Consider the following 25,645-nt stretch of genomic DNA (forward strand, 5'->3'; position numbering starts at 1 on the left):
AAAGGCATTTATTGTGTTTATCACTGTGTTGTAAAACCTATTTGTATTTTTTACAACTACTCTTTCTGGTTTAAAATGACTTTTTCATTCTATCATCAAATATAGCAAATACCAAGTTTAACTAACAAAAAACCCTGCATTTTTAGCAGGGTTTTTACATTGAACTTATTTTGCATTAAAAAGGTTATGATTTAATGGGCTTAGGTTTCTCATAATTAAACAGATAGTCCACATCTACTTCTTCTACTTCGCCTAGTTTCTTCAAGGCTTCCATATCTACATCGTTTTTGTTTCCTATTACCATTACATCGTATGTTTCTCCTTTTATGTTCTCGTTAAAGAAATTTTTAAGGTCGTTAAAATCCATTTGTTGAATTTCGTTGTACATTTCTTTTCTGTTATCTTCGGTTATGCCGCGCTTTTTTAAACGCTCGTATTCCCAAAAAATATCCTGACGGTTAATGCGCTCGGCTGCAAGCTGTTTTAATGTTGATTCTTTTGCGGCCTGAAACTGTTTTTCTGCTTCCGGCATGTTTGTCATAAGCTCCATCATGGCATCAACTGCTTCGGGCATTTTATTGGCCTGTGTACCAATATATGCATAGGTGTAATTTGGCTTACCTTTTTCTGATGCATTCCTATATGAAGAGAACGCCGAATATGCAAGGGATTTGGATTCTCTTATCTCCTGAAAAACAATAGATGACAATCCACTTCCAAAATAAGTGTTGAACAATGCAGATGCCGCCATTTTTTTAGGGTCAAAGGTTTCTCCCTTTGCCAAAAACAGCATTTCGCTCTGTACCATGTCGTAATTAACAAAATACACATGCCCGCCGGTTTCCTTTTCCATATAATCCTTGGCCTTTGGATATTCTTCCAGGCTTTCCGGGATTTGGTGTTTTTCATCAAGAGAAGTTATAGCCCCTTGTAAGTTGTTGCCAAAATAAAAAATACGCTGTTTGTAGTTTTTAAGGTCTTTGAAAATAGTTACCAGTTCTTCCGGAGAAATTGACTTTAACTCATCAATAGTATAAATATCCCTTAATCTGGAATTTTCGCCATACATACCGTAATTCATCAAACCGTTCCATAAAATATTTCCTTTGTTGGCCTTTCCGTCTTCCCTTCGTTTTCCAATATTCTGCACGTATTTATCGTATGTTTCTTGATTGGCAACGGCATTGGTCCATAAATGCTCGAAAAGTTCCAGTCCTTTGTCCATATTCTCGCTCAAACCGCTTACAGATACATAACAATAATCATCGGCAGTACTTACGCCATAATTAATCCCCAATTTGTAAAACTCTTTTTTAAGTTCTTCAGGCGAATATTTATCGGTTCCCAGATATTCCACATAACCAATTGCCTGCTGAAGCTTTTTATTGCTGTCTTTCCCCATGTCAAAAATAACATCGAGCTCGGCCAGATCGTTTACGTCGTTTTCTATATAAGAAACCTTGAGTCCGTTTTTAGTTGAAGTTTCCTTGATAGCGGTGCTATAATCTATTTCCTGAGGTTTAATTGGCGAAACTTCTATTTCGTTAAAAGCCTTTAAAAAAGCCGATTGCTTATCCCTATTAAGCTCAATAGGCGTAATTCGTGGGTTTTCAACCTTTACAAGGTTTCTACTTTCGCCTTGCCTTTTGTAAACCACCGCATAATCGTCTACATAAAATTTATTGGCAAAATCCACAAGCTCCTGTTTCGTTATTTTTTTAAGCTCATCCAGTTTTTTAACTTCAGCTTCCCAATCTTGAAAATGCACAAAGGCATCTACATATGCATAGGCAACATAAGTTGCATTTTCGTACTGACGGATTTCTGATAATTTCAAGTCGTTAACCACCGCTTGAATCATCCATTCGTCAAAATTTCCTTTTTTAACTTCTTCAATCTGACCCAATAAAAGTGCTTTTATATCTTCTAAGGATTGATTTGACTTAGGATATCCATAAAAAGTATGTACTCCATAATCATTATTAAATACAGGATAACAACCTGCTCTTTGTACTTTTTGTTTTTGATTAAGGTTCAAGTCTATTAACCCTGCTTCGCTATTGTTCAAGATCATATCGATTAAGGTGATGTATTTTTCCTCGTCGGACCCTATTCCAGCAGTTCTAAAGCCTATGCTAACCCGGGCGGCCTCTGGGCCAAATACCTCTTTTTCAATGGGAGCAGTAATTGGCTGTTCTTTTGGTCGTTCCGGATAAGTAACTTCCTTGGCCTTGAACGACCCGAAAGCATCGTTTACTTTTTTTATGGTTTCATCAAATTCCAAATCTCCTACCAAAATCACGGCCATGTTGTTTGGCACATAATATTTATTAAAATAGTTGTTGATGGCCACCATTGAAGGATTCTTTAAATGTTCGGAGATTCCAATAGTTGGTTGCTGACCATAAGGATGCTCTGGAAAAAGTGTTTTCAGCATTTCGTAGTACTCTTTTCTACCATCGCTATCTTGAGATCTGTTAAATTCTTCGTAAACGGCCTCAAGCTCGGTATGAAACAAGCGCAATACCAACTGACTAAAGCGCTCACTTTCCAGTTTTAGCCATTTGTCAAATTCGTTGGATGGAATTTTATTGGTATAAACCGTTTCTTCATGGGAAGTCCATGCATTTGTTCCTTCTGCTCCCAAGGAGCTCACCATTTTATCATATTCATTGGCAATGGATATCTTGGAGGCCAACTGTGAAACACTGTCGATTTGCCTATAAATGGCAACTTTTTTAAGGGTGTCCGTCTCTTTTTTATGTGCTTCGTATAGATTGGATATCTCCTGAAGCAATACTTTTTCGCTTTCCCAGTCTTGGGTTCCAATCTCATCGGTTCCCTTAAAAACCATATGTTCAAGGTAATGGGCAAGACCTGTATTATCTCCGGGATCGTATACCGATCCGGCCCGTACCGGAATAAAAGTCTGGATTTTAGGTTCATCCGTATTTCTGCTTAGATACACTTTTAGTCCGTTATCCAAAGTATATAAACGCAGTCCGGTTGGGTCGTTTGTAACGATTTCGTAGTTAAACCCATTGGGGTCTGTATGTTTTTCGGTAATAACTTGGTTCTTCTTGGACTCCTTACAGCCAACTGCAACAACCAAAAGCAATAATAAAATAGGTTTGAAAAACTTCATTATCATAATAATTAAGTTATTAGTTAAAATAAAAAATCCATTCCCTGAAAATCAAGGAATGGATAAATATATAGATAATATTTTATATATTATGTGTTATTTTATAACTTCGGCAACTTTTTTTCCAATTTCTGCCGGAGAATCTACTACATGAATGCCACATTCGTTCATGATACGTTTTTTAGCTTCCGCGGTATCATCGGCACCGCCAACAATAGCACCGGCATGTCCCATTGTTCTTCCTTTTGGTGCGGTTTCACCTGCAATAAATCCAATTACAGGTTTTTTATTGCCATTTTCTTTTACCCAACGGGCGGCATCTGCTTCCAATTGCCCGCCTATTTCCCCGATCATCACGATACATTCCGTTTCAGGGTCGTTCATTAAAAGCTCAACGGCTTCTTTGGTTGTAGTTCCTATAATTGGGTCTCCGCCAATACCTATTGCGGTGGTAATACCTAATCCTTGTTTTACAACCTGATCGGCCGCTTCGTAGGTAAGTGTTCCCGATTTGGAAACAATCCCCACTTTTCCTTGTTTAAAAACAAAACCGGGCATAATTCCTACTTTTGCTTCACCCGGAGTAATAACTCCCGGACAATTGGGACCTATTAACCTACAGTCCTTATCTTTAATGTAATCTGATGCCTTGATCATATCGGCAACGGGAATTCCTTCAGTAATAGTAATAATAACCTTGATCCCTGCATCGGCCGCTTCCATAATGGCATCGGCGGCAAATGCCGGTGGCACAAAAATAATAGATACGTCTGCACCTACTTTGTCTACGGCTTCTTTTACAGTGTTGAATACTGGCTTGTTTAAATGTTCCTGCCCTCCTTTTCCGGGAGTCACGCCTCCAACAACATTGGTGCCGTATTCAATCATTTGTTCTGCGTGAAATGTTCCTTCACTGCCTGTAAATCCTTGTACTATTATCTTTGAATTTTTATTTACTAATACACTCATTAGGGTTGAATTTTATTTAAGCTATGCAAAAATAGCCTTTTGAATATGATTTGAGAAATCTATTAAATAATTTATTTGTTATATTTTTTTAAAATCCTTTTACTGCTTTACCGGAAGGAAAGAATTAAGGTTTACCGGATTATCATCGGCTAGCTGGCTAATTTCGTAACCTCGGTATAATTTATCGTCTTTACACTCCCAAATAGTGATAAAATGTGCCAAAGGTTGTTCTTCATCGGGGGTTTCAATGGCTTTTACATGGTAGGTATAGCGCACGGTAACACTATTTCCATCTCTTAATAAATGACTTATTTCGGTCCTGATGGAATGATAGGCTTCTGCCATATTCATGGCCAGTGAAATCAACTCTTCTTTGTTAAGCTTGGTAAACCCTTTGCTACTGTTCCAAAAAAGTTGACAGTCATCGTGCAGATACTCTTTTAAGATTTTATTGTTTTTAATGGGCTCTGATTGGTAAAAATCCTGAACGATCTTTTTAATCGATTGTGCCATATTATCCTAATTTTTCAATTATTGATGGTATTTGACGGATGGATGCAAGTTCTTTATATTTCCTTCTGGCTTCTTCGGCCGGGTAACCAAAATATGTTTTATGAGGGGCCAGGGACTTGCTTACCCCAGATTGCGCCAACAATACAGCTTTTGTACCGATTGTAATTGCACTTGCTATTCCTACTTGCCCCCAAATTGTTACTTCGTCTTCAATAATTACACAACCTGCAATTCCTACCTGAGAGGCAATTAAGCATTTTTTACCAATAACCGTATCATGGCCCACATGTACCTGATTGTCTATTTTACTGCCTTCCTTAATCAAGGTATCGCCCGTAACACCCTTGTCTATGGTGCACAGAGCGCCAAGGTCTACATTGTTCTCTACAACCACTCTTCCTCCCGAAAGTAATTTATCGAACCCTTCCGGTCTGTTTTTATAGTAAAAGGCATCGGCACCAAGTACCGTACCGGCATGGATTGTAACATTGTCTCTAATTATACAATTATCGTAAATACTTACATTGGGGTGGATTAAACAGTTTTTTCCAACAACAACATTGTTTCCAATAAAAGTTCCGGGCTGCACAATAGTGCCCTCCCCTATTTTTGCCGATGCTGCAATAGAGGAAGTTGCTTTTTGAAAAGGCCTGAAAAAATCGGTAAGGGTATTAAAATCCCTAAAAGGATCGGTTGAAATCAACAACGCCTTGCCCGCAGGGCAATCTACTTCTTTGTTGATAAGCACAACTGTTGCCGCCGACTGAAGGGCCTTATCATAATATTTTGGATGGTCCACAAAAACAATATCCCCGGGTTCTACCACATGTATTTCGTTCATTCCCATAACAGGAAAATCGTCGTTCCCCACATAATTGCAATTTAAAATTGTGGCAATCTGTTTTAGGGTATGTTTTTGAGGAAACTTCATATTATTGCTGATGTTAATTTGTTAAGCTGTTATATCGTTAAGCTATTTTCATGGTATTTGCACATAGTTGAAAACAGCTTATTGAAAAAGCTACTCTTTTGCACGTTCCATGTACGAACTTTTCTCGGTATCTATTTTTATTCTATCGCCTTCGTTAATAAATAAGGGCACATTGATTATGGCCCCGGTTTCAACGGTAGCAGGTTTTGTGGCATTTGTTGCCGTATTCCCTTTTACCCCAGGCTCTGTATGTGTAACTTCTAAAATAACATGTGCCGGCATGTCTACAGAAAGCGGCATGCTATCTTCAGTATTAAACAAGATGGTTACCACTTCTCCTTCTTTTAACAAATCGGGGGTATCGAGCGCATCTTTTTGAAGTGTGATCTGGTTATAATCGTCTGTGTTCATAAAATGATAGGTATCCCCTTCAGCATATAAAAACTGATATGAACGTGTTTCTACACGAACATCCTCTATTTTGTGCCCGGCAGAAAAGGTATTGTCTAAAACCTTGCCAGTAGTTACACTTTTTAACTTTGTTCTTACAAAAGCTGGGCCTTTTCCCGGTTTTACATGTAAAAACTCTATGATTTTATAAATATCGTGATTGTAACGGATGCATAATCCTTTTCTAATATCTGATGTAGATGCCATATTTTTATTGTTAATTGATAGTTGATAGTTGATAGTTGATAGTTGATAGTTTTAAATTAAAGATTTTATAATCCCTAAACCTCTAAAAACGTTAACCCTATACCTGATCAACTCTTAAATTTTACATATTTTTTTAATGATTTGAACTAAAGTAACCCTTCATAATCCCTCTTTGGGAATCTTTAATAAACTGAAGTATTTCATCGCGTTCCGGAGTTGCCTCCATTTCGGCTTCAATAATTTCTACCGCTTGAGAATTGTTGTAATTCTTCTGATATAAAATACGGTATATATCTTGAATTTCCCTAATTTTTTCAGTGGTATACCCTCTCCTTCTTAACCCTACGGAATTAATCCCTACATACGACAGGGGTTCCCTTGCCGCCTTGGCATAAGGAGGGACATCTTTACGCACCAGTGAACCGCCAGTTACAAAGGCGTGATTTCCAATAGAACAAAACTGATGAACGGCGGTCATTCCGGCCAATACCACGTAATCTCCAACGGTAATGTGCCCCGCAAGGGTGCTGTTGTTTGAAAAAATACAATGATCCCCAACAATGCAATCGTGAGCTATGTGGCTGTATGCCATGATCCAACAATTTTTTCCTATAATGGTTTTCATCCTATCGGTGGTGCCTCGGTTTATGGTCACACATTCCCTAATGGTTGTATTATCGCCAATTTCGGCGGTAGTATCTTCGTCGTTATATTTTAAATCCTGAGGAATTGCAGAAATTACGGCTCCGGGGAAAATATTACAGTTTTTTCCTATCCGGGCACCTTCCATAATAGTTACGTTGCTCCCTATCCAGGTTCCCTCTCCAATTACCACATTGTTGTTGATGGTAGCAAAAGGTTCGATTACCACATTTTTGGCAATTTTTGCCCCAGGGTGCACATATGCGAGTGGTTGATTCATTATTTTTTAGTTTCTTCTTTAACTTTTACTATTTGAGCCATTAGCTCTGCTTCTGTGGCCAGTTTGCCATTGGCATATGCATAGGCCTGCATATGGCAAATTCCCCTTCGTATAGGAGATATTAAATCCATTTTAAAGATAAGCGTATCGCCCGGGATTACCTGCTGCTTAAATTTTACATTATCGATTTTCATGAAATAAGTAAGGTAATTTTCCGGATCGGGTACCGTGCTCAGTGCCAAGATGCCCCCTGTTTGCGCCAATGCCTCTACCTGGAGTACTCCCGGCATAATGGGCGCGCCCGGAAAGTGGCCCACAAAGAAAGGTTCGTTCATTGTAACGTTTTTCATCCCCACAACATGGCTATCGGAAAGTTCTAAGATTCTATCGACCAATAAAAATGGTGGCCTGTGCGGCAACATTTTCATAATCTGGTTGATATCCATGAGCGGTGGTTGGTTTAGGTCTATTTTTGGAACCTTATTTCTCTTTTCTATTTTGATGATTTTTGAAACTTTTTTTGCAAATTGAGTATTTACAAAATGTCCGGGCTTATTTGCTATTACCTTCCCTCTAACCCTTGTACCTATTAAAGCCAAATCGCCAATAACGTCAAGCAATTTATGCCTTGCTGCTTCATTGGGATAATGCAATGTTAGGTTGTCTAGAATTCCGTTTGGCTTTACGGAAATGGAATCTTTTTTGAATGCCACTTTTAGCTTTTCCATTGTTTCCTTAGACAATTCTTTGTCTACATATACTATGGCATTGTTAAGGTCGCCGCCCTTAATAAGTCCATGTTCCAGCAACGTTTCTATTTCGTGCAAGAAACTAAAGGTCCTGGAATTTGCAATTTCCTTTTCAAATTCTGATAAATGTTTCAGAGTGGCATTTTGCGTTCCCAAAACTTTGGTGCCAAAATCTACCATGGTGGTAACTTGGTATTCATCAGATGGGATTATGGTAATTTCGCTTCCGGTTTCTTCATCGGTATACGATATTACATCGGTTACAATAAACTCATCGCGTTCTGCTTCCTGCGCTACGATTCCTGCCTTTTTTAAAGCTTCAATAAAATATTTAGAAGAACCGTCCATAATTGGTGGCTCGGGAGCATTGAGTTCAATTAAAACATTATCGATCTCCAATCCAACCAATGCGGCCAACACATGCTCTGATGTTTGAATTTTAACACCCATTTTTTCAAGGTTGGTACCCCGTTGGGTATTTACAACATAATTGGCATCGGCCTCGATTACTGGTTGACCTTCTAGGTCAACGCGCTTAAATGCATATCCATGATTTTCGGCCGCTGGCTTGAAGGTCATGGTAACGTTCATGCCTGTATGCAGTCCAACTCCGGTTAAAGAAACCTCTTTAGCGATGGTTCGTTGTTTTATAACCTGATCACTCATTATTGTATCTATTTACTTTTATCTAGTTGATTAATCTTGTCTACCAGTTTTGGCAAATTTTTAAAGTGCACGTACGATTTGTTGTAATCGCCATAGTTTAATGCCGGGGAGCCCTGCAATGTTTCGTCGTCTTTTACATTTCTCCCTATTCCCGATTGTGCTTGTATTTTAACCCGGTCGCCAATAATAATATGGCCAACAATACCAACTTGCCCTCCGATCATGCAATTTTTACCAATTTTTGTCGATCCGGCTATTCCTGTCTGGGCAGCTATAACGGTATTTTCGCCAATTTCTACGTTGTGCGCTATTTGTATCTGGTTGTCCAGTTTAACACCTTTTCTAATGATGGTCGACCCCAAGGTTGCCCTGTCTATAGTTGTTCCGGCCCCTACATCCACATGGTCCTCAAGGATAACGTTACCCGTTTGTGGTACTTTTTGAAACTCGCCATTTTCGTTGGGTGAAAAACCAAAACCATCGGCGCCAATTACGCATCCGCTATGAATTACGCATCCGTTGCCAACTATTGACTCGGAATATATTTTGGCTCCGGAAAAAATAACCACATTATTGCCAATAGTAACATTATCGCCAATATATGCGTTCGGGTATATTTTTACATTGTTGCCAATTTTTACGTTTTCGCCTATGTAGGTAAATGCTCCAATGTATATATTTTCGCCATAATTAGAGCTTTCGGCTAAAAAAACCGGTTGCTCAATGCCCACTTTGTGCAGTTTTACCTGATTGTAATATTCCAATAATTTAGAAAACGACTTATAAGCATCTTCAACCTTAATCAAGGTTGTGCTTAATTCATGTTCCAGTTTAAAGGATTTGTTCACTATGGTTATGGAAGCCTTTGTTGAATATATATATGGAGTATACTTTGGGTTTGCCAAAAAAGTTAGCGAGCCTTCGGTACCTTCTTCTATTTTAGAAAGTTTGGACACTTCCACTTCTGGATTGCCTATTATTTCACCTTCTAATATTCCTGCTATTTGAGTTGCTGTAAATTTCATTTCCACGCAAAAGTATAAAAAAAGTAGTATTTATTTTTTAGGATAGCACATGTAATATTTTGTAACCGGCTTAGAAAGTGCTTTTAGGTTAAATTGATCTGAAGCTTTTGCAACGTCCACAATCTTCCCAGACTTCATTAGTATACATATGTTTTGCCTGTCTAAATTATACGCCTGGTTCTCTATCAACCCGCTAAACACAAAATATTTAGCTTCATCGAGCGTTACCTTGTACTTGTCCATAAAGCTTTGCAAATGCGTCTCTATTTTGTGTTGCTTTATGGGTTTTTTCTTTATTTTGATCTTTAAAAGGTCACGGTTCAATAATATTTTACATAAATTGGACAATACAAAGTCTTCACTAAATTGCCATTCTTTCATTGCCGACAAAATATCCACATCATCCAAATGAGAAAAAGTTTCCAAAATTTCCTTGTTAAAATTTTCTTTTCCTATTTGATAATCCAGAAAAAACTGTAATGCCTTGCTGGCATGTAGCTTATGTCCATTATGATGGATTTCGTTGGCCCTTTTCAATATCCTTATAAGCAATTGTTCGGCTGCAAGGCTTGTTTTGTGTAAAAATACCTGCCAGTACATAAGCCTTCTTGCTACTAAAAATTTTTCTACTGAATAAATCCCTTTTTCTTCAACAACAAGCTGGTCGTCTAACACATTCAGCATGGAAATAATCCGCTCCGAATTTATATTCCCTTCTGATACTCCCGTATAGAAACTATCGCGTTTTAAATAATCTACCCGGTCCATGTCCAGTTGCCCGGAAATTAACTGATTCATAAACTTGCGGTGGTAAACTCCCTTAAAAATCTGGATCGCCAGCGTTAAAGTTCCGTTAAACTCATCGTTTAAAGCTTCCATGAACTGAAGCGAAATATATTCGTGTGAAACTCCGTTTACAATACTGTGTTCCATTGCGTGCGAAAACGGACCATGCCCAATGTCGTGCAACAAAATAGCGGCCAAAAGTCCTTTTTCTTCTTCATCACTCACCTCAATCCCTTTAAAACGAAGTACTTGCACTGCTTTCTTCATTAAATGCATGCACCCAATTGCATGGTGAAACCGGGTATGGTGAGCTCCCGGATATACTAAATACGAAAGTCCCATTTGGGATATCCGCCGCAGGCGTTGGAAATATTTATGCTCAATTAAATCAAAAATCAGTTCGTTGGGGATGGTAATAAATCCGTAAATTGGATCGTTAAATATTTTGAGCTTGTTTGCTGTCTTCAAACTAAATAAATTGTGAAATTACATACAAATATACATCAATAGAATGAATGAGATAAAGATACTTTGGATAGATGATGAAATTGAACTTTTAAAACCGCATATTCTTTTTTTGGAAAAGAAGAATTACAAGGTACATACATGCCAAAGCGGTACAGAAGCGGTAGAAGAAGTTAAGGTTACAAATTTTGATATTGTTTTTTTAGATGAAAATATGCCCGGCCTAACGGGCCTTGAAACCTTGACGGAAATAAAAGCGCTCAAGCCTACCCTTCCAGTGGTAATGATAACCAAGAGCGAGGAAGAAAACATCATGGAGGAAGCTATTGGCTCTAAAATAGCCGATTACCTTATAAAACCCGTAAACCCAAATCAGATTTTATTGAGCTTAAAGAAAAACCTGGATAACTCTAGGCTTGTTTCAGAGAAAACTACGTCGAGTTATCAACAGGAATTTAGAAAAATTGCCATGGACCTTACCATGGTAAATACTTATGAAGAATGGGCAGAATTGTACAAAAAACTCATTTATTGGGAAATCGAGCTGGAAAACATTGAAGATACCGGAATGACGGAAATTCTGGAATCTCAAAAAACAGAAGCCAACACACAATTTGGAAAATTTATTGAAAAAAACTATGAAAACTGGTTTCGGGAAGACAATGGCCCCGTTATGTCTCATACCCTGTTTAAAGATTTAATATCCAAAGAGGTCAACAAAAAAACACCTACTTTGCTGGTAGTTATAGATAATTTAAGGTTTGACCAATGGAAAGCTTTTGAGGGCACCGTAACCAATTACTACAAAAAAGTCAAGGAAGTACCTTATTACAGTATTCTTCCAACGGCGACTCAATATGCCAGAAATGCTATTTTTTCTGGTTTAATGCCTTCGGAAATGGCACGTTTACATCCAAAATTGTGGAAAAACGATACAGACGAAGGAGGGAAAAACTTACATGAAGCCGATTTTTTGACAGCACAAATACGTAGATTGGGACTGGACATAAAATGGGAATACCATAAAATATCCAATTTACGGGCCGGCAAACAATTGGCACAAAACTTTAGGTCGCAAAAGGAAAACGACCTCACGGTTTTGGTGTATAATTTTGTGGACATGCTCTCTCATTCCAAAACAGAAATGGAAGTTGTAAAAGAGTTAGCCGCAAACGACAAAGCATATAGATCGCTCACACAGAGCTGGTTTAAAAATTCACCTCTTATCGAAATTGTGCAGCAAGCCCAGCAACTCGGCTTTAAATTAATAATAACCACAGACCACGGGACTATTAATGTAAAAAGTCCGTCGAAGGTAATAGGCGATCGCGACACCAGCTTAAACCTAAGGTACAAAACGGGCAAAAGTCTGTCTTATAACGAAAAGGAAGTCTATGGTGTTAAAAACCCAAAAGAAATACACCTGCCGAGCATAAATATGAGCAGTTCTTTTATTTTTGCTAAAGAAGACCTATTTTTTGCGTATCCCAACAATTACAACCATTATGTAAGTTATTACAAAAATACATACCAACATGGTGGGATTTCTCTTGAAGAAATTATTATCCCCTTTGTAGTGCTTAATCCTAGGTAGCAAATTTTAATACTAAATGGGGCAAAATGTTAATATTACCTTTATCCTACTGTTTGTAGAAAACCATGTGTCCGATAATCGACTAGTTTCAAGGGTTAAATAACGACTAAATGTTAATTTTTTGTGAAAATGTCAAAAATATTAGTTTCTTGTAGAGTTTTTTTTCTATTTTTGATAAACCCTCAAAATTAAAACAATGGCAAAAGCAATTGATAGAATTTTTTCTATTATCCAATCACTTGGAATGAGCGCAAGACAATTCGACATGTCGATTGGCGCATCGAATGGTTACACATTACGTATGAAAAAGAACAACGCTTCCGTTGGAAGCGACATTCTTGAAAGAATCGTAGAAAAGTATCCATTTGTAAACATTAATTGGGTAGTGACTGGTCACGGTACTATGTTTGGAACAGACTCATCGTCTTCTTCAAGCAGTGACATCGCCCAAGATAAAAGGCTCACTTATAAAGAAGTTGAGGCGATAATAGAACAGAAAATTAAAGCACATCAAGAACAAGAATTAAAGAACTTGATGGACCAGATTAAAAAAGAAATTGCAACTACCAAAAAAGAAATGGAATAGTAATATTTCCTATTTTTGAAATTAGTTGTTAATTTCCAGTAAATTAATAAAAAAGCACTTGATTTAAAAGTCAAGTGCTTTTTTATTTCATCAACTTTCCTTTTAACTCTTCAAGTCTTTTTAAGTACTCCTCAGAAGAATATTTCTTTTTATCCCTTATAAGCATGTTAAGCTGATTTTTCACATCCTCGTGCTGATCGGTTTTATTTTTCCCCAGAAGGGCGACGATATTAAATATCTCCACTTTAATACGTCTTTTTAAATCTTCTACCTTCGTGAAATTCCTAATCTTGAAAGACACCCATAAAAGAAAACTCGTTAGAATCAACAAAACGGGAAAGGCCCTAAATATTTCGTTTTCGTCTATAGCAGTCACTTCCACATTAAGGGTTGTAATAATTTGGTAACTTACCATTATTAACGGGATAAGCAAAAAATATTTCCACCAATACCTACTGCTTAAAAACCATATGGTAATGGTTATGAAAACCGATAGTTTAAGCGTTATAAACCATAAAAAAATGTTTACATTCGGAAAGTTAAAGGAACCTAATCTAAATAATCCTAAATCCTAGTACGCTGTATTGGAGGCTAAACGGTAGAGGTTTGCAAAAACCGGGATAAATAATATCAGTAAAAAAATCAGTACCCCGCTCCAGTCCCTTCTCTCGCTCGGAGGCAAAATTGTGTTTTGAGAATTTGTTTCACTATTGTCTTCTGCTAGTACAACAGCTTTTGCTATTATAGATTTGGCGTCTTGCAAGGTAGAGTTGCCGACTTCTTCATTAAGGCCATTCAAAACTTTGGCATAGTGCCTTGTGTTCTTAAATTTATATCTCAAAATTTCTTCTGCATCAATAGCATCTACATGAAGCCTGCTCCATAAAGGATAATTAAGCTTTTTTCTTAACCAAATAAATAGTAAGCCCCATAAAAATGTTAAAGTATAAAGAATCATTTTAAACTGTAAGCTTGACTTGTCTATCTGGATTTCACCAAATACAACTATTATTAACTGATAAACATTGAATAGTAAAAGAACCAAAATAGCATTCCTCCACCGATATTTACATGTAATGTACCATATTGTAGCCAAAAGCAAGTATGACAAGCTTAGTAAAAGTTGAAAACAATACATTTGAACAGTTTGATAATGGATTATTGAAATATCAAACAGCATAGTTACCCATCTTTCTTTTTCGGGGCATAAAACGTGGGCATAAATCATAAAAGAAGATAGTATAATACCAAATATTATTATCCCTTCATAAAGAAGAAATCGTTTACTTTTATTGTTCAAGTTTCGAATATATTAATTTAAACAGTTGTAGTCAATATACAAATTTAGTAATGTAAATACACCCATCTTCATAAATTTGGCTTATTAAATAATTAGGTTTATTAAATTTGAACAAATTTTTCAATATGCTTGAAGCCGAATACAGCCTAAGCGATATAACCGCCATAGCAAAAAAAATCATTGACAATTCACAGAGCAAAATTCTTTTGTTTAATGGTGAGATGGGGGTTGGAAAAACAACGCTCATTAAAGAAATTGTAAAAGAATTAGGGAGCAAAGACAATGTTTCAAGCCCGACTTTTTCTATAGTAAACGAATATGAAGGCGAAGAAGGCCCTATCTATCATTTTGATTTCTACAGAATAAATAACATTGAGGAAGTTTACAATATTGGATTAGATTATTATCTTCACGAGCAAGCATGGTGCCTGATTGAATGGCCCGAAAAGATAGCCGAATTACTACCTAATGAGGTTACAATTATCGATATAAAGACACAATTAAACGGTAAAAGAACCGTTAATCTAAAATAATATTCTATATTTGAATTCTGCAACATAGCCCCAAACAGGCTGTATATTAAAAACTTACTAATATACGGCGAAGATTTTTATTATCCGCATTTATTTTTTTGGTAGGTTTGTCTCAACAAAAACCAAAAAAACATTCTACTATGTCTTTCAAAAAAATTATTTTCTCTGTAATGGCCTTGTGCCTTTTAGCAATTTCTTTAGTTTCATGCTCTCCAAATAGTGTTGCCGATGAAGACTCTTTATACGACACCCACCAAGGAGTTGAAAAGTCTAAAATTGAAATGCCGCCTAACGGGTAATTTGGACGTTTTATCCAGACTTATAATTAATTATTCACCTAAAAAAACTACTATCATGTCTTTCAAAAAAATAATGTTTTCTGTTTTCGCCGTATTGCTTCTAGCTTCCACCCTTGTTTCATGCTCAAACGACAGTGTTGCAGACCAAGATGCCTTGTACAATAACCACCAAGGGGTCGATAAATCTAAAATTGAAATGCCGCCTAACGGGTAATTTGGACGTTTTATCCAGACTTATAATTAACTATTCACCTAAAAAACCTAATATCATGTCTTTCAAAAAAATAATATTTTCTGTTTTCGCCGTATTGCTTCTAGCTTCCACCCTTGTTTCGTGCTCAAACGACAGTGTTGCAGACCAAGATGCCTTGTACAATAATCACCAAGGGGTTGATAAGACTAAAATTGAAATGCCGCCTAACGGGTAATTAATCATATACCCTTCTTGATTTATTAAATTTGTGTTAAATATAGATTTGTGTATATTTCTTTTATTCATTTAATTTGTGTATATCCAAATCTTTATAAAAGTGAATACTAAATTAAAACCGAAAAAAAGTGATACCAATAAAAATGAGAGAGCCAAACTCATAAGCTTAGGGTCTGCGGTAGCGTTTTTTATAGCCATATCACCATATCTCTTTTATTTATATGAAAGCTTTCCGCTAGAACAAGTATGGGAAACTAAGCTGTACACTTTTAGTACTTCTTATTATTCGTCTTTATATATGGCTGCATGGAACTTTATGAACAAGTTCGTGCCCCTTATGTTGCTTATTATATGGTTCTTTACCTGCAAACACTGGTGGTATCATGTTATACTCATTCCAATTAGCATGTACGTTTTTCAATTGGTTAGTACCCTTAATGCCGATGTTAAATATGTAGACGAATTTGAAATATACTATATTATTCCTGTAATGATGATTGTTATCCCTATTGTATATCTTATCAGGCTTAAATTGTTTGACAAGATAGTCCACGGGATCGACCTTGATAAAATTGACAAAGAACTAAAGGAATATCAACAGAAAGAGACATCCTCTAAAAAAGAAAACAAATTCTTTTAGACATAAAAAGTTTATTTACCTTTGAGCTTTTAAGTGAAAATATGTCGTATCCTAATACTCCGTTTACCAAACAGGAACTTATTCCTCAAGAGGAAACCCTGGAATTGCTAAAGCAAAAGGGAGAGTTATTTATTGGGATCCCTAAAGAAATTTCATATCAGGAAAACCGTGTTTGCCTTACCCCCGACGCCGTGAACGCTCTCACTGCCCATGGTCATCGAGTTATTATAGAGTCTAAAGCCGGTTTTGATGCTAATTATTCTGATGCCGAATACAGTGAGGCCGGTGCAGAAATTACCACCGATACAAAAAAAGTATTCTCCTGCCCCATTATTTTAAAAGTGGAGCCTCCTTCTTTAAAAGAATTAGAACTGATAAACCCGCAATCCATTCTTATTTCTGCGCTTCAAATAAAAACCAGGAGCAAAAAATATTTTGAAATCCTTGCCGGAAAAAGAATTACCGCCCTTGCATTTGAATTTATAAAAGATGAAGACGGCAATTATCCCGCTGTTAGGGCATTAAGTGAAATTGCCGGAACAGCTTCTGTTTTAATAGCCGCCGAACTTATGACCAACGCCAATAGCGGTAACGGACTCATGTTCGGGAATATAACCGGGGTACCTCCTGTTGATGTTGTAATAATTGGTGCGGGCACCGTAGGGGAATTTGCCGCCAGGTCTGCAATAGGCTTGGGCGCAAATATTAAAATTTTCGACAATTCCATTACCCGGCTGCGTTGCATACAAAACAACCTTGGCAGGTCTTTGCACACCTCTACCCTACAGCCAAAAAACCTTTTAAAAGCACTTAAACGTTGCGATGTGCTTATTGGTGCGGTAAGGGGAATAGATAGGGCACCTATTGTAGTTACCGAAACCATGGTTAAAAACATGAAGAAAGGAGCCGTAATTATAGATGTAAGCATTGATATGGGTGGATGTATTGAAACCAGTGAAGTTACCTCGCACGATAAGCCAACCTTTATCAAACATGGGGTTATACATTATTCTGTGCCAAATATCCCTGCCCGGTATGCCAGGACCGCTTCGGTTTCCCTGAGCAATATTTTTACTCCTTATTTATTAAAAATTGGTGAAGATGGCGGTTTGGAACAATCCCTCCGCTTTGACAAAGGCCTGAGAAACGGACTTTATTTTTACCACGGAATTCTAACGAGCAAGTCGGTTGCAGAGTGGTTTGACCTCTCGCACCGCGATATAAATCTTTTGATATTTTAAAATTACTATGCCTTTATTAAAAAGAATCGGGTTCTATCTTATAGGTTTTGCCATCGGGCTAATATTTCTTGCTTATTTCTTTCGGGAAAAACGCTCGGAGTTTTGCTACCTTCCAAATTGTAGGACCCTAAAAGCCATTAGAACGCAAGAAAAAATAGATTTTTCCCCAATGATGCAACAATTATTGGACAACAACACCATTTCAAAAGAACAAATAGATTCGGTACTAACAAATGGCAAAGTAAATTTTTCCAAAAGTGAAGTCGACAGGACCCAGGATCTTTCCCAAGAAAAATGCAGCACTTATTTTATTGATGGAAAGGTGAACAACGAACCCATTGAACTTGTTGTGAAAAATTGCCGTTTTCAGGCTGAAATCATCCGTATTAACAAAAAGTGATTTTTTAAGGTTTCATGAAATATAAATCTTGAAGAAGCATAAAAAAAACGCCACAAATAAGCAATATCTGTGGCGTAACAGCATGTTTTTTACTAAAAAACTATAATTTTCTTCGTTTTCTTTCAGCAGAGAGTAGGCTTAATTCCCTTGTGGTCTGTCCTGCCACCGAGGTATTTTCTTCTGCCCTTCTAATTAAATATGGCATTACGTCGCGCACTGGTCCAAACGGCAAATATTTGGCCACATTGTATGCTTTGTGAGCCAAATTATAACTTATATGGTCGCTCATTCCATATAATTGGCCAAACCATACCCGAGAATCGTTCTTGGCTATACCTTTTTCCTCCATGATGTTTAGTACCAGCATGGTACTGTCTTCGTTATGGGTACCTAAAAATAGGTGCATGGTATCAAGATGCTCCATTATATAATGAACAGCATTGTTAAAGTTGTCATCGGTTTCCTTTTTGGAAGCACAAATTGGCGTTGCATAGCCCATTTCTTCGGCACGGTCGTTTTCCTTTTCCATATAGGCACCGCGAACAAACTTCATCCCGATGATAAAACCTTCTTCTTTTGCCCTTTTGTGCAATTCCTTTAAATAATCCAATCGGTCCCAACGATATAATTGAAGCGTGTTGTAAACAACTGGTTTTTCTTTGTTGTACTTGCGCATCATTTCTTCAACTATGTCATCGGCGGCAATTTGCATCCAGCTTTCTTCTGCATCAATAAGCAAGGCCACGTTAAGCTCGTATGCTTTCTTACAAACAGTATCAAAACGGAACACAATCCTTTCCCATTCTTCTTTTTCTTCTGAAGTTAATTTTTCTCCGGTACCGACTTTTACATAAAGATCGAAACGCCCCATGGCCGTTGGTTTAAAAACAGCATACGGGATAGCCTCTTTTTCGTTAACAAAATCAATAAGCTTTAAGGTTCGCGCCACCACGGCATCAAATTGTTCTTCGGTTTCTTTCCCTTCAACAGAATAATCCAAAACAGAACATACCCCAGCGGTATACAGTGCATCGACCGTTTTCATGCAATCCAGCTCGCTTACGCCCCCACAAAAATGATCGAAAACTGTTGCCCGTATTAAACCATCAACGGGCAAATGTGCCTTAATGGCAAAATTGGTCACGACCGTACCAATTCTTACCAAAGGTTGGTGGGCAATCATTTTAAACAAAAAATAAGCTCTTTCGAGCTCAGAATCGCTTTTTAGTTGAAAAGCGATCTCCGTATTATCAAAAAAGTTTTTCATTTAATAAACCGCTATAAATTTTTGCAAATATACTGTTAGAAAATCTACATTTTTACATGAAAAACCCGTTATTTTGCTATCAAATAAAAATTTATTTTCAATTCAATGTTAAATTCCATATCAGGCACGGGCAGCCAAGTACATTTTGGCGATAAAGCATACAAAAAATTAAACCAACTTTTGGAAACTAAAAATTATTCAAAGGTTTTTCTATTGGTCGACGAAAACACACATGCCCAATGTTTGCCCCCTTTTTTAGAGAAACTGGAAAATGCATATGATATTGAAATTATAGAAATACAATCTGGCGAAGAATACAAGCAAATCGAGACCTGTAGCCAGGTTTGGCAAGCAATATCCGATCTTGGCGGCGACAGAAAGTCGTTGCTCATAAACCTTGGCGGCGGCGTGGTAACCGACCTTGGCGGGTTTGTTGGCGCAACCTATATGCGGGGGATCGACTTTTTAAATATTCCCACAACGCTTTTGGCTATGGTAGATGCGTCGGTAGGCGGAAAAACGGGAGTAGATTTAGGTGTTTTGAAAAATCAGGTCGGCGTTATCATCAACCCGGTCATGGTTATAGTAGATACCGAATATTTAAGCACTTTACCGCAAAACCACCTCCGAAGCGGACTGGCAGAAATGCTAAAACACGGCCTTATTTATGATGAAGCATACTGGAAGCAGTTACAAAACATGGACCAGTTAACGCTAGAAGATCTCGATACACTTATCCATCGATCTGTTGTAATTAAAAATGAAGTGGTTACCAAAGACCCCCGCGAAAACAACTTGAGGAAAATACTTAATTACGGGCATACGCTCGGGCATGCCATAGAATCGTACTTTCTACAGTCGGAAGATAAAACAACTTTGCTACACGGAGAAGCAATTGCCATTGGAATGATTATGGAAACTTATCTTTCTGCCCAGCTCACCAAATTTCCTGAAGATAAATTAAACGCTATTAAAGCAACTTTTCTTCATTATTTCGATAAGGTTAAAATTAACACAGACGACATGGAAACCATTATCGGGCTGATGAAATTCGACAAGAAAAATGCGCATGGAAATATCAATTTTGTCCTTTTGGAAGACATTTCAAAACCCGTTCTGGACATACAAGCAAGCAAAGACCTTATAATCAAATCTTTGGAATACTATAAAAATTAATTTTTTTTCTTGTGTATTAAAAAAATTTAATGACTTTTGTTTCTGTATTTTATAGAATTTAATGAGTTGTTTTTTAAACTCCGTGTATGTAAATATCAGGAAGTCGTATTTACATGTATCTCGTAGAACGAGGTCTCGGTTCTTAAATTTAGCTTCCAAAACCATCATAAAAAACAGGGCCGTACAACCTATGGCTTATCTCCCTGCCTATTTGCGTATTTGAACAGAAATGCTATTTATAACATAAATTTAAATTAAAATAAATATCATTTTTTTAATATTACAAAAAAGCAACTATGAAGACGAAGTATTTCGATCTTATAGATCAAACTTATTATTTTCCACAGGAAGAATTTACACTAGACGATAACGACCATTTAAAATTTCATGATATCGACCTTATGGGGCTGGTAGAAAAATATGGAGCGCCGTTAAAGTTTACCTATTTGCCACAAATATCCAACAATATAAAAAGAGCACAATATTGGTTTAAAAATGCCATTGAAAAACACAATTATCAAGGAAATTACCATTATTGTTATTGCACAAAAAGCTCTCATTTTAGCCACGTGCTCAACGAGGCGTTGAAAAACAACATCCATATCGAGACTTCTTCTGCTTTTGATATCGACATTGTAAAGAGCCTTATTGCCCAAGGCAAGATCAACAAGAACAATTACATTCTTTGCAATGGTTTTAAAAGAGATAAATACATAGAAAACATTGCCGAGCTTATAAATGGCTCGCATAAAAAATGCATTCCCATTATTGATAATTATGAAGAGCTCAACCTTTTAGACGAAGCCATAAACGAGTCTTTTAACGTGGGTATCAGGATTGCATCGGAAGAAGAGCCGAAGTTTGAATTTTATACCAGCCGATTGGGCATTGGTTATAAAAATATTGTCCCTTTTTACAATCGCGAGATCAAAGATAATAAAAAAGTAAAACTTAAAATGCTTCACTTTTTTATCAATACCGGAATTCGCGATACGGCCTATTATTGGAACGAGCTCTTAAAATGCTTAAAGGTTTACATTCAATTAAGGAAAATATGCCCAACGGTAGATTCATTGAATATTGGCGGCGGCTTCCCCATAAAAAATTCATTGGCTTTTGAGTACGACTATGAATATATGGTAAACGAGATTATCTATCAAATAAAAACCGCCTGCGACGAGGCCGAAGTTCCCGTTCCGAATATTTTTACGGAATTTGGCAGCTTTACCGTTGGCGAAAGTGGCGGTGCCATTTACGAGGTACTGTACCAAAAACAACAAAACGACCGGGAAAAATGGAACATGATAAACTCTTCCTTCATTACAACCCTTCCCGATAGTTGGGCCATAAGCAAGCGTTTTATCATGCTTGCCATTAACCGCTGGAACGATGAGTACGAAAGGGTATTATTGGGTGGTTTAACGTGCGATAGCGACGATTATTACAATTCCGAGCAAAACATGAACGCCATCTATCTGCCAAAATACAGCAGGGCAAAACCCTTGTATATCGGCTTTTTCAACACTGGGGCCTACCAAGAAACCATTGGAGGATTTGGCGGTTTACAACACTGTTTAATTCCATCGCCCAAACATGTCCTTATCGACAAGGACGATGAAGGAAACATAACGACCAAACTTTTTTCTGAACAACAAACTGCAAACGACTTTTTAAAAATTTTAGGTTACGATGAATAAGAAAAATTACGCAGGAATACCAGATAAATACGCTCGGCTAGACGATGCTAAAGTGGTATTGATACCTGTACCATACGATGGAACCAGTACTTGGCAAAAAGGAGCAGATAAAGGCCCCGAAGCCTTTTTACACGCTTCTGAGAACATGGAACTTTTTGATATTGAAACGCGTAGCGAACCCTACAAAAAGGGAGTTTACCTAGCACCGCCCGTTACAGAGAACAGCACTCCTGAAAAAATGGTGGATACGGTACACAAAATTGCAAAAAACTATATCAAGCAAGATAAATTTGTAACCCTTTTTGGAGGCGAACATTCTATTTCCATAGGCTCCATAAGGGCCTTTAATGAATGTTTTGACGATTTAACCGTTTTACAGATAGATGCCCATGCCGACCTCAGGGAAGAATACGAAGGCAGTAAATGCAACCATGCCTGCGCCGTATATGAAGCCAGCCAACACACAAAACTGATTCAAGTAGGCATTAGAAGTATGGATATTTCTGAAGTCGTTAATATGGTCGAGGAACAAACCTATTTTGCCGAAGATATCAACCAAGATGATGAATGGGTAAACGATTCCATTAACCAAATGACAGAAAATGTGTTTATTACCATAGACCTGGATGCCTTCGACCCTTCCATCCTCCCCTCTACCGGAACCCCGGAACCGGGCGGGTTACTGTGGTATGAAACGCTGGATTATTTAAAAAAGGTTTTCAAAAAGAAAAACGTAGTTGGTTTTGACATTGTAGAGCTTTGCCCCAATAAAGACGAAAAATCTTCCGATTTTTTAGCCGCAAAGTTGTATTATAAAATGCTAGCATATAAATTTAAGTACACAAACACAAAAAATCAAGAAGACGATGACGAAGCATAAAGGGGCCATCTCCAATTTTATAGAAAAATATTACCTGCATTTTAATGCCGCAGCACTTGTAGATGCCGCAAAAGCCTACGAAGCGCAACTAAACGGGGGCGCTAAAATGATGGTAACCCTGGCAGGGGCCATGAGTACCGGGGAACTTGGGAAAATTTTTGCAGAAATGATCCGTCAAGACAAAGTGCAAATTATATCGTGTACAGGTGCCAACCTTGAAGAAGATATTATGAATTTGGTGGCGCATTCTCATTACAAGCGGGTACCCAATTACAGAGACCTTACGCCAAAGGAAGAATGGGCATTGCTCGAAAAAGGCCTCAATAGGGTTACCGATACGTGTATTCCCGAAGAAGAAGCTTTTAGGAGATTGCAAAAGCATATTTTTAAAATCTGGAAAGATACCGAAGCAAAAGGTGAGCGTTATTTTCCGCATGAATACATGTACAAAATGCTATTATCAGGTGTTTTGGAAGAATATTACGAAATAGATCTAAAAGATTCCTGGATGTATGCCGCCGCCGAAAAGAATTTACCCATTGTGGTTCCCGGATGGGAAGATAGTACCATGGGGAATATCTTTGCTTCCTATGTAATGAAAGGCGAATTGAAAGCCTCGACCATGAAAAGCGGTATTGAATATATGGGCTATTTGGCAGATTGGTACATAAAAAATTCTGATAAAGGAATTGGGTTCTTCCAAATTGGAGGCGGAATTGCCGGAGATTTCCCTATTTGTGTGGTGCCAATGTTGTACCAAGACATGGAAATGGAGGACATTCCGTTTTGGAGCTACTTTTGCCAGATATCCGATTCTACAACCAGTTACGGGTCGTATTCCGGAGCTGTGCCAAATGAAAAAATTACATGGGGTAAGTTGGACATCGATACGCCAAAATTCATCATAGAATCTGATGCTACCATTGTGGCACCGTTAATTTTTGCATATCTTCTCGATATGTAATTAAAAATGTTTCAGAAAACAAAAAAATATCTATTTTTAAAATATACTAACCTACATTAATTATCAACAATATGAGACGCGTAATTGTAGATTACAAAAAATTAACCAATGAGATACTTTCTATGCTAGTAGAAAAGTATCCTGACGGATATGGCGACGATGATATTATAAAATTCAAGAACGCCAACAACGAAACGGTCGAAGCGGTAGAAGTGCGCACAGAAGACACTATTTATCTTGTAAAAGTAAGTACCCGCCTAGCCAATACCATGGAAAAATTTGAAGATGACGATGACGACGATTTTGGAACGGACGATTCGCTGGGCAACGATATCGAAATCCCGGAAGAACAGGAAGACGACGACGATTAATAAAACTAAAAAACCGCCTGAAATTTCAGGCGGTTTTTTTTATACTATGCTTTATTATTAAGCATGCTGTTGGGCATGTTTGCCTTCTTTAACCTCTTCAATTATTTTTTTGTTAAATGCCGGCAAATCGTCTGGATGCCTGCTGGTAACCAAGCCTTCGTCTACAACAACTTCCTTATCTACCCAATTGGCCCCTGCGTTTTCCAAGTCTTTTTTTATGGACATATAAGAGGTCAATGTCCTACCTTCCACAACTTCGGCGTCTATTAAACTCCACGGGCCATGGCAAATGGCCGCAACCGGTTTATGCTGGTTAAAAAAGTTCCTAATAAATTTTTTCACGTTTTCATTAGTCCGCAATGTATCGGGGTTCATTACGCCACCCGGTAATACCAAAGCATCGTAATTATCTGCCAGCCCTTTTTCCACCGTTAGGGTTACATTAAACGATTTTCCCCAGTTACCGTCTTTCCAGCCTTTAATTGAACCGGGCTTTAAGCTCACGATATCTGCTTGCCAACCTTCTTTTTCAATAGCATCCAATGGAGAGGCCAATTCGGATTCTTCAAATCCGTTTGTAGCTAAAATTGCAATCCTTTTCATAATAATTCTGTTTTTATGGTTCTTCTAAAGCTAGCCATTTGTATACAGAATCTCTGTTAGTGAAGTTATAAAATAGCACCCCCCTATTGTTAAACATTCATAAAAGGAAGATATCGGTCCTTTAAAATATTTTCATGGTGCTTTTGGTGGCCACATATAATAAACCCGGCAGCTTTAACGCTCATCGCAACGCCTTCTACCTGGCCACTGTTTTCAAAGGCATTTTCTGGTAAAAACTCAAATAAATTTAGGGTACTATCGCGCACGGCAATAAACTCTTTAATCAAACTTTCTTTGGTACGCATTGAAGCTTCAGAGTTGCCTACATATACATCTTGCTCAAATCCTTTCAACATGGCTCCTTCTTCTCTTGCAAATGTAAATGCGCGGTATTGAAATACCCTTTCTGTGTCAACAATATGCAACAAAAGCTGCTTGACTGTCCATTTTCCTTCCGCATAAGAATACCCATAATCAAACTCGGTTATAGAGTTCATTATTTCAACGATGGAATCTTTGCGGTCCTTTAATTCGGGCAACAGAGATACTTCGCCCAGCGTTCTTATGTAATTGTGGTAAAAATTATTGTACTCGATGGTTTTTAGGGTCGAAATGTGCATGGCTATTTAAGTTGTTTGTTAAAAAGACTAATTTACGTTCAAAATTAATTATTCTATTTGGTTTCTTTATTTTTTTCATAATATTGTATGCAACTCAACCAAAACAAAAAAGAATGGTAAAAAGGTTCAACTTTAATCTATTTTAATTAACCGCCTCGACCAGTATATGAAGTATTAAAAAAATAATATCAATTCATTTCGACAAAAAAGTCGGGT

General features: G+C 37.4%; 28 protein-coding genes. 14 read left to right on the top strand and 14 right to left on the bottom strand.

Annotated features, from left to right (window positions below; translation table 11 throughout):
- Positions 1–184: 184 nt before the first annotated feature.
- The 9 genes from PSF86_RS07405 to PSF86_RS07445 form a co-directional block, all read right to left on the bottom strand.
- Complete coding sequence (locus tag PSF86_RS07405; protein WP_277899422.1) at positions 185–3,145, bottom strand: M16 family metallopeptidase; 2,961 nt, start codon at positions 3,143–3,145, stop codon at positions 185–187.
- A 96-nt stretch (positions 3,146–3,241) separates the two neighbouring features.
- Positions 3,242–4,114 carry a succinate--CoA ligase subunit alpha gene (sucD, locus tag PSF86_RS07410; RefSeq protein WP_277899423.1) on the bottom strand — a complete coding sequence of 291 codons (873 nt, stop codon included), beginning with the start codon at positions 4,112–4,114 and terminating at the stop codon, positions 3,242–3,244.
- 99 nt (positions 4,115–4,213) lie between these two features.
- A complete protein-coding gene (locus PSF86_RS07415; protein WP_277899424.1) occupies positions 4,214–4,627 on the bottom strand; it encodes a nuclear transport factor 2 family protein in 414 nt (137 codons plus the stop codon).
- A 1-nt stretch (position 4,628) separates the two neighbouring features.
- Positions 4,629–5,558, bottom strand: a complete 930-nt coding sequence (locus PSF86_RS07420; RefSeq protein ID WP_277899425.1) for a UDP-3-O-(3-hydroxymyristoyl)glucosamine N-acyltransferase — start codon at positions 5,556–5,558, stop codon at positions 4,629–4,631.
- A gap of 90 nt (positions 5,559–5,648) precedes the next feature.
- Entirely contained in the window at positions 5,649–6,215 is a 567-nt protein-coding gene (gene efp / locus PSF86_RS07425) for an elongation factor P (RefSeq protein WP_277899426.1), read from the bottom strand.
- Between the two features lie 133 nt (positions 6,216–6,348).
- Positions 6,349–7,137 carry an acyl-ACP--UDP-N-acetylglucosamine O-acyltransferase gene (lpxA, locus tag PSF86_RS07430; protein ID WP_277899427.1) on the bottom strand — a complete coding sequence of 263 codons (789 nt, stop codon included), beginning with the start codon at positions 7,135–7,137 and terminating at the stop codon, positions 6,349–6,351.
- Positions 7,137–8,552 carry a bifunctional UDP-3-O-[3-hydroxymyristoyl] N-acetylglucosamine deacetylase/3-hydroxyacyl-ACP dehydratase gene (locus PSF86_RS07435; protein WP_277899428.1) on the bottom strand — a complete coding sequence of 472 codons (1,416 nt, stop codon included), beginning with the start codon at positions 8,550–8,552 and terminating at the stop codon, positions 7,137–7,139. Before PSF86_RS07435 ends, lpxA begins: the two co-directional genes overlap by 1 nt.
- 8 nt (positions 8,553–8,560) lie before the next feature.
- Positions 8,561–9,577, bottom strand: a complete 1,017-nt coding sequence (gene lpxD, locus PSF86_RS07440) for a UDP-3-O-(3-hydroxymyristoyl)glucosamine N-acyltransferase (protein ID WP_277899429.1) — start codon at positions 9,575–9,577, stop codon at positions 8,561–8,563.
- Positions 9,578–9,607: 30 nt separating this feature from the next.
- Positions 9,608–10,831, bottom strand: coding sequence for an HD domain-containing protein (locus PSF86_RS07445; RefSeq protein ID WP_277899430.1), 1,224 nt, complete (start codon positions 10,829–10,831; stop codon positions 9,608–9,610).
- 43 nt (positions 10,832–10,874) lie between these two features.
- Here PSF86_RS07445 and porX point away from each other — a divergent pair, with 43 nt between their 5' ends.
- Both porX and PSF86_RS07455 read left to right on the top strand, forming a co-directional pair.
- Positions 10,875–12,422, top strand: a complete 1,548-nt coding sequence (gene porX, locus PSF86_RS07450) for a T9SS response regulator signal transducer PorX (protein WP_277899431.1) — start codon at positions 10,875–10,877, stop codon at positions 12,420–12,422.
- A gap of 244 nt (positions 12,423–12,666) precedes the next feature.
- Positions 12,667–13,008 (top strand): hypothetical protein, encoded by a 342-nt coding sequence (locus PSF86_RS07455; RefSeq protein ID WP_338424020.1) that lies wholly within the window; start codon positions 12,667–12,669, stop codon positions 13,006–13,008.
- 82 nt (positions 13,009–13,090) lie between these two features.
- Here PSF86_RS07455 and PSF86_RS07460 read toward each other — a convergent pair whose 3' ends face one another.
- Both PSF86_RS07460 and PSF86_RS07465 read right to left on the bottom strand, forming a co-directional pair.
- Entirely contained in the window at positions 13,091–13,423 is a 333-nt protein-coding gene (locus PSF86_RS07460) for a hypothetical protein (RefSeq protein ID WP_277899433.1), read from the bottom strand.
- A gap of 156 nt (positions 13,424–13,579) precedes the next feature.
- On the bottom strand, positions 13,580–13,966 hold the full coding sequence (locus PSF86_RS07465) for a hypothetical protein (protein ID WP_277899434.1): 387 nt from the start codon (positions 13,964–13,966) through the stop codon (positions 13,580–13,582).
- A gap of 467 nt (positions 13,967–14,433) precedes the next feature.
- Here PSF86_RS07465 and tsaE point away from each other — a divergent pair, with 467 nt between their 5' ends.
- From tsaE to PSF86_RS07500, 7 genes are all read left to right on the top strand, one after another.
- Positions 14,434–14,841: a tRNA (adenosine(37)-N6)-threonylcarbamoyltransferase complex ATPase subunit type 1 TsaE gene (gene tsaE, locus PSF86_RS07470; RefSeq protein WP_277899435.1), complete on the top strand. Its 408-nt coding sequence runs from the start codon at positions 14,434–14,436 to the stop codon at positions 14,839–14,841.
- 140 nt (positions 14,842–14,981) lie between these two features.
- A complete protein-coding gene (locus PSF86_RS07475; protein ID WP_277899436.1) occupies positions 14,982–15,140 on the top strand; it encodes a hypothetical protein in 159 nt (52 codons plus the stop codon).
- A 55-nt stretch (positions 15,141–15,195) separates the two neighbouring features.
- Positions 15,196–15,354, top strand: coding sequence for a hypothetical protein (locus PSF86_RS07480; RefSeq protein ID WP_277899437.1), 159 nt, complete (start codon positions 15,196–15,198; stop codon positions 15,352–15,354).
- 55 nt (positions 15,355–15,409) lie between these two features.
- A complete protein-coding gene (locus PSF86_RS07485) occupies positions 15,410–15,568 on the top strand; it encodes a hypothetical protein (protein ID WP_277899438.1) in 159 nt (52 codons plus the stop codon).
- 102 nt (positions 15,569–15,670) lie between these two features.
- The gene (locus PSF86_RS07490) at positions 15,671–16,210 is read left to right on the top strand and encodes a hypothetical protein (RefSeq protein ID WP_277899439.1); all 540 of its coding nucleotides are present in this window, start codon (positions 15,671–15,673) and stop codon (positions 16,208–16,210) included.
- 41 nt (positions 16,211–16,251) lie between these two features.
- Entirely contained in the window at positions 16,252–17,451 is a 1,200-nt protein-coding gene (locus tag PSF86_RS07495; RefSeq protein WP_277899440.1) for an alanine dehydrogenase, read from the top strand.
- A 7-nt stretch (positions 17,452–17,458) separates the two neighbouring features.
- Positions 17,459–17,851, top strand: a complete 393-nt coding sequence (locus PSF86_RS07500; protein ID WP_277899441.1) for a DUF4258 domain-containing protein — start codon at positions 17,459–17,461, stop codon at positions 17,849–17,851.
- Positions 17,852–17,951: 100 nt separating this feature from the next.
- Here the strand turns inward: PSF86_RS07500 and PSF86_RS07505 are convergent, their stop codons facing one another.
- Positions 17,952–19,118 (bottom strand): proline dehydrogenase family protein, encoded by a 1,167-nt coding sequence (locus PSF86_RS07505; RefSeq protein ID WP_277899442.1) that lies wholly within the window; start codon positions 19,116–19,118, stop codon positions 17,952–17,954.
- A 105-nt stretch (positions 19,119–19,223) separates the two neighbouring features.
- Between PSF86_RS07505 and aroB the strand changes: the two genes are divergently transcribed.
- From aroB to PSF86_RS07530, 5 genes are all read left to right on the top strand, one after another.
- A complete protein-coding gene (gene aroB / locus PSF86_RS07510; RefSeq protein WP_277899443.1) occupies positions 19,224–20,294 on the top strand; it encodes a 3-dehydroquinate synthase in 1,071 nt (356 codons plus the stop codon).
- Between the two features lie 296 nt (positions 20,295–20,590).
- Complete coding sequence (locus PSF86_RS07515; protein ID WP_277899444.1) at positions 20,591–21,991, top strand: arginine decarboxylase; 1,401 nt, start codon at positions 20,591–20,593, stop codon at positions 21,989–21,991.
- Positions 21,984–22,871, top strand: a complete 888-nt coding sequence (gene speB / locus PSF86_RS07520) for an agmatinase (RefSeq protein ID WP_277899445.1) — start codon at positions 21,984–21,986, stop codon at positions 22,869–22,871. The genes PSF86_RS07515 and speB overlap by 8 nt, the downstream gene beginning before the upstream one ends.
- Positions 22,858–23,835, top strand: a complete 978-nt coding sequence (locus tag PSF86_RS07525; RefSeq protein WP_277899446.1) for a deoxyhypusine synthase family protein — start codon at positions 22,858–22,860, stop codon at positions 23,833–23,835. Before speB ends, PSF86_RS07525 begins: the two co-directional genes overlap by 14 nt.
- A 71-nt stretch (positions 23,836–23,906) precedes the next feature.
- Positions 23,907–24,206, top strand: a complete 300-nt coding sequence (locus PSF86_RS07530) for a hypothetical protein (protein WP_277899447.1) — start codon at positions 23,907–23,909, stop codon at positions 24,204–24,206.
- Positions 24,207–24,263: 57 nt separating this feature from the next.
- Here PSF86_RS07530 and PSF86_RS07535 read toward each other — a convergent pair whose 3' ends face one another.
- Positions 24,264–24,812 carry a type 1 glutamine amidotransferase domain-containing protein gene (locus tag PSF86_RS07535; RefSeq protein ID WP_277899610.1) on the bottom strand — a complete coding sequence of 183 codons (549 nt, stop codon included), beginning with the start codon at positions 24,810–24,812 and terminating at the stop codon, positions 24,264–24,266.
- 86 nt (positions 24,813–24,898) lie between these two features.
- Positions 24,899–25,429 carry a DinB family protein gene (locus PSF86_RS07540; protein WP_277899448.1) on the bottom strand — a complete coding sequence of 177 codons (531 nt, stop codon included), beginning with the start codon at positions 25,427–25,429 and terminating at the stop codon, positions 24,899–24,901.
- Positions 25,430–25,645: the final 216 nt, after the last annotated feature.

It is taken from the genome of Galbibacter pacificus, assembly GCF_029603165.1.
In the GTDB taxonomy this organism is placed as follows: Bacteria; Bacteroidota; Bacteroidia; order Flavobacteriales; family Flavobacteriaceae; genus Galbibacter; species Galbibacter pacificus.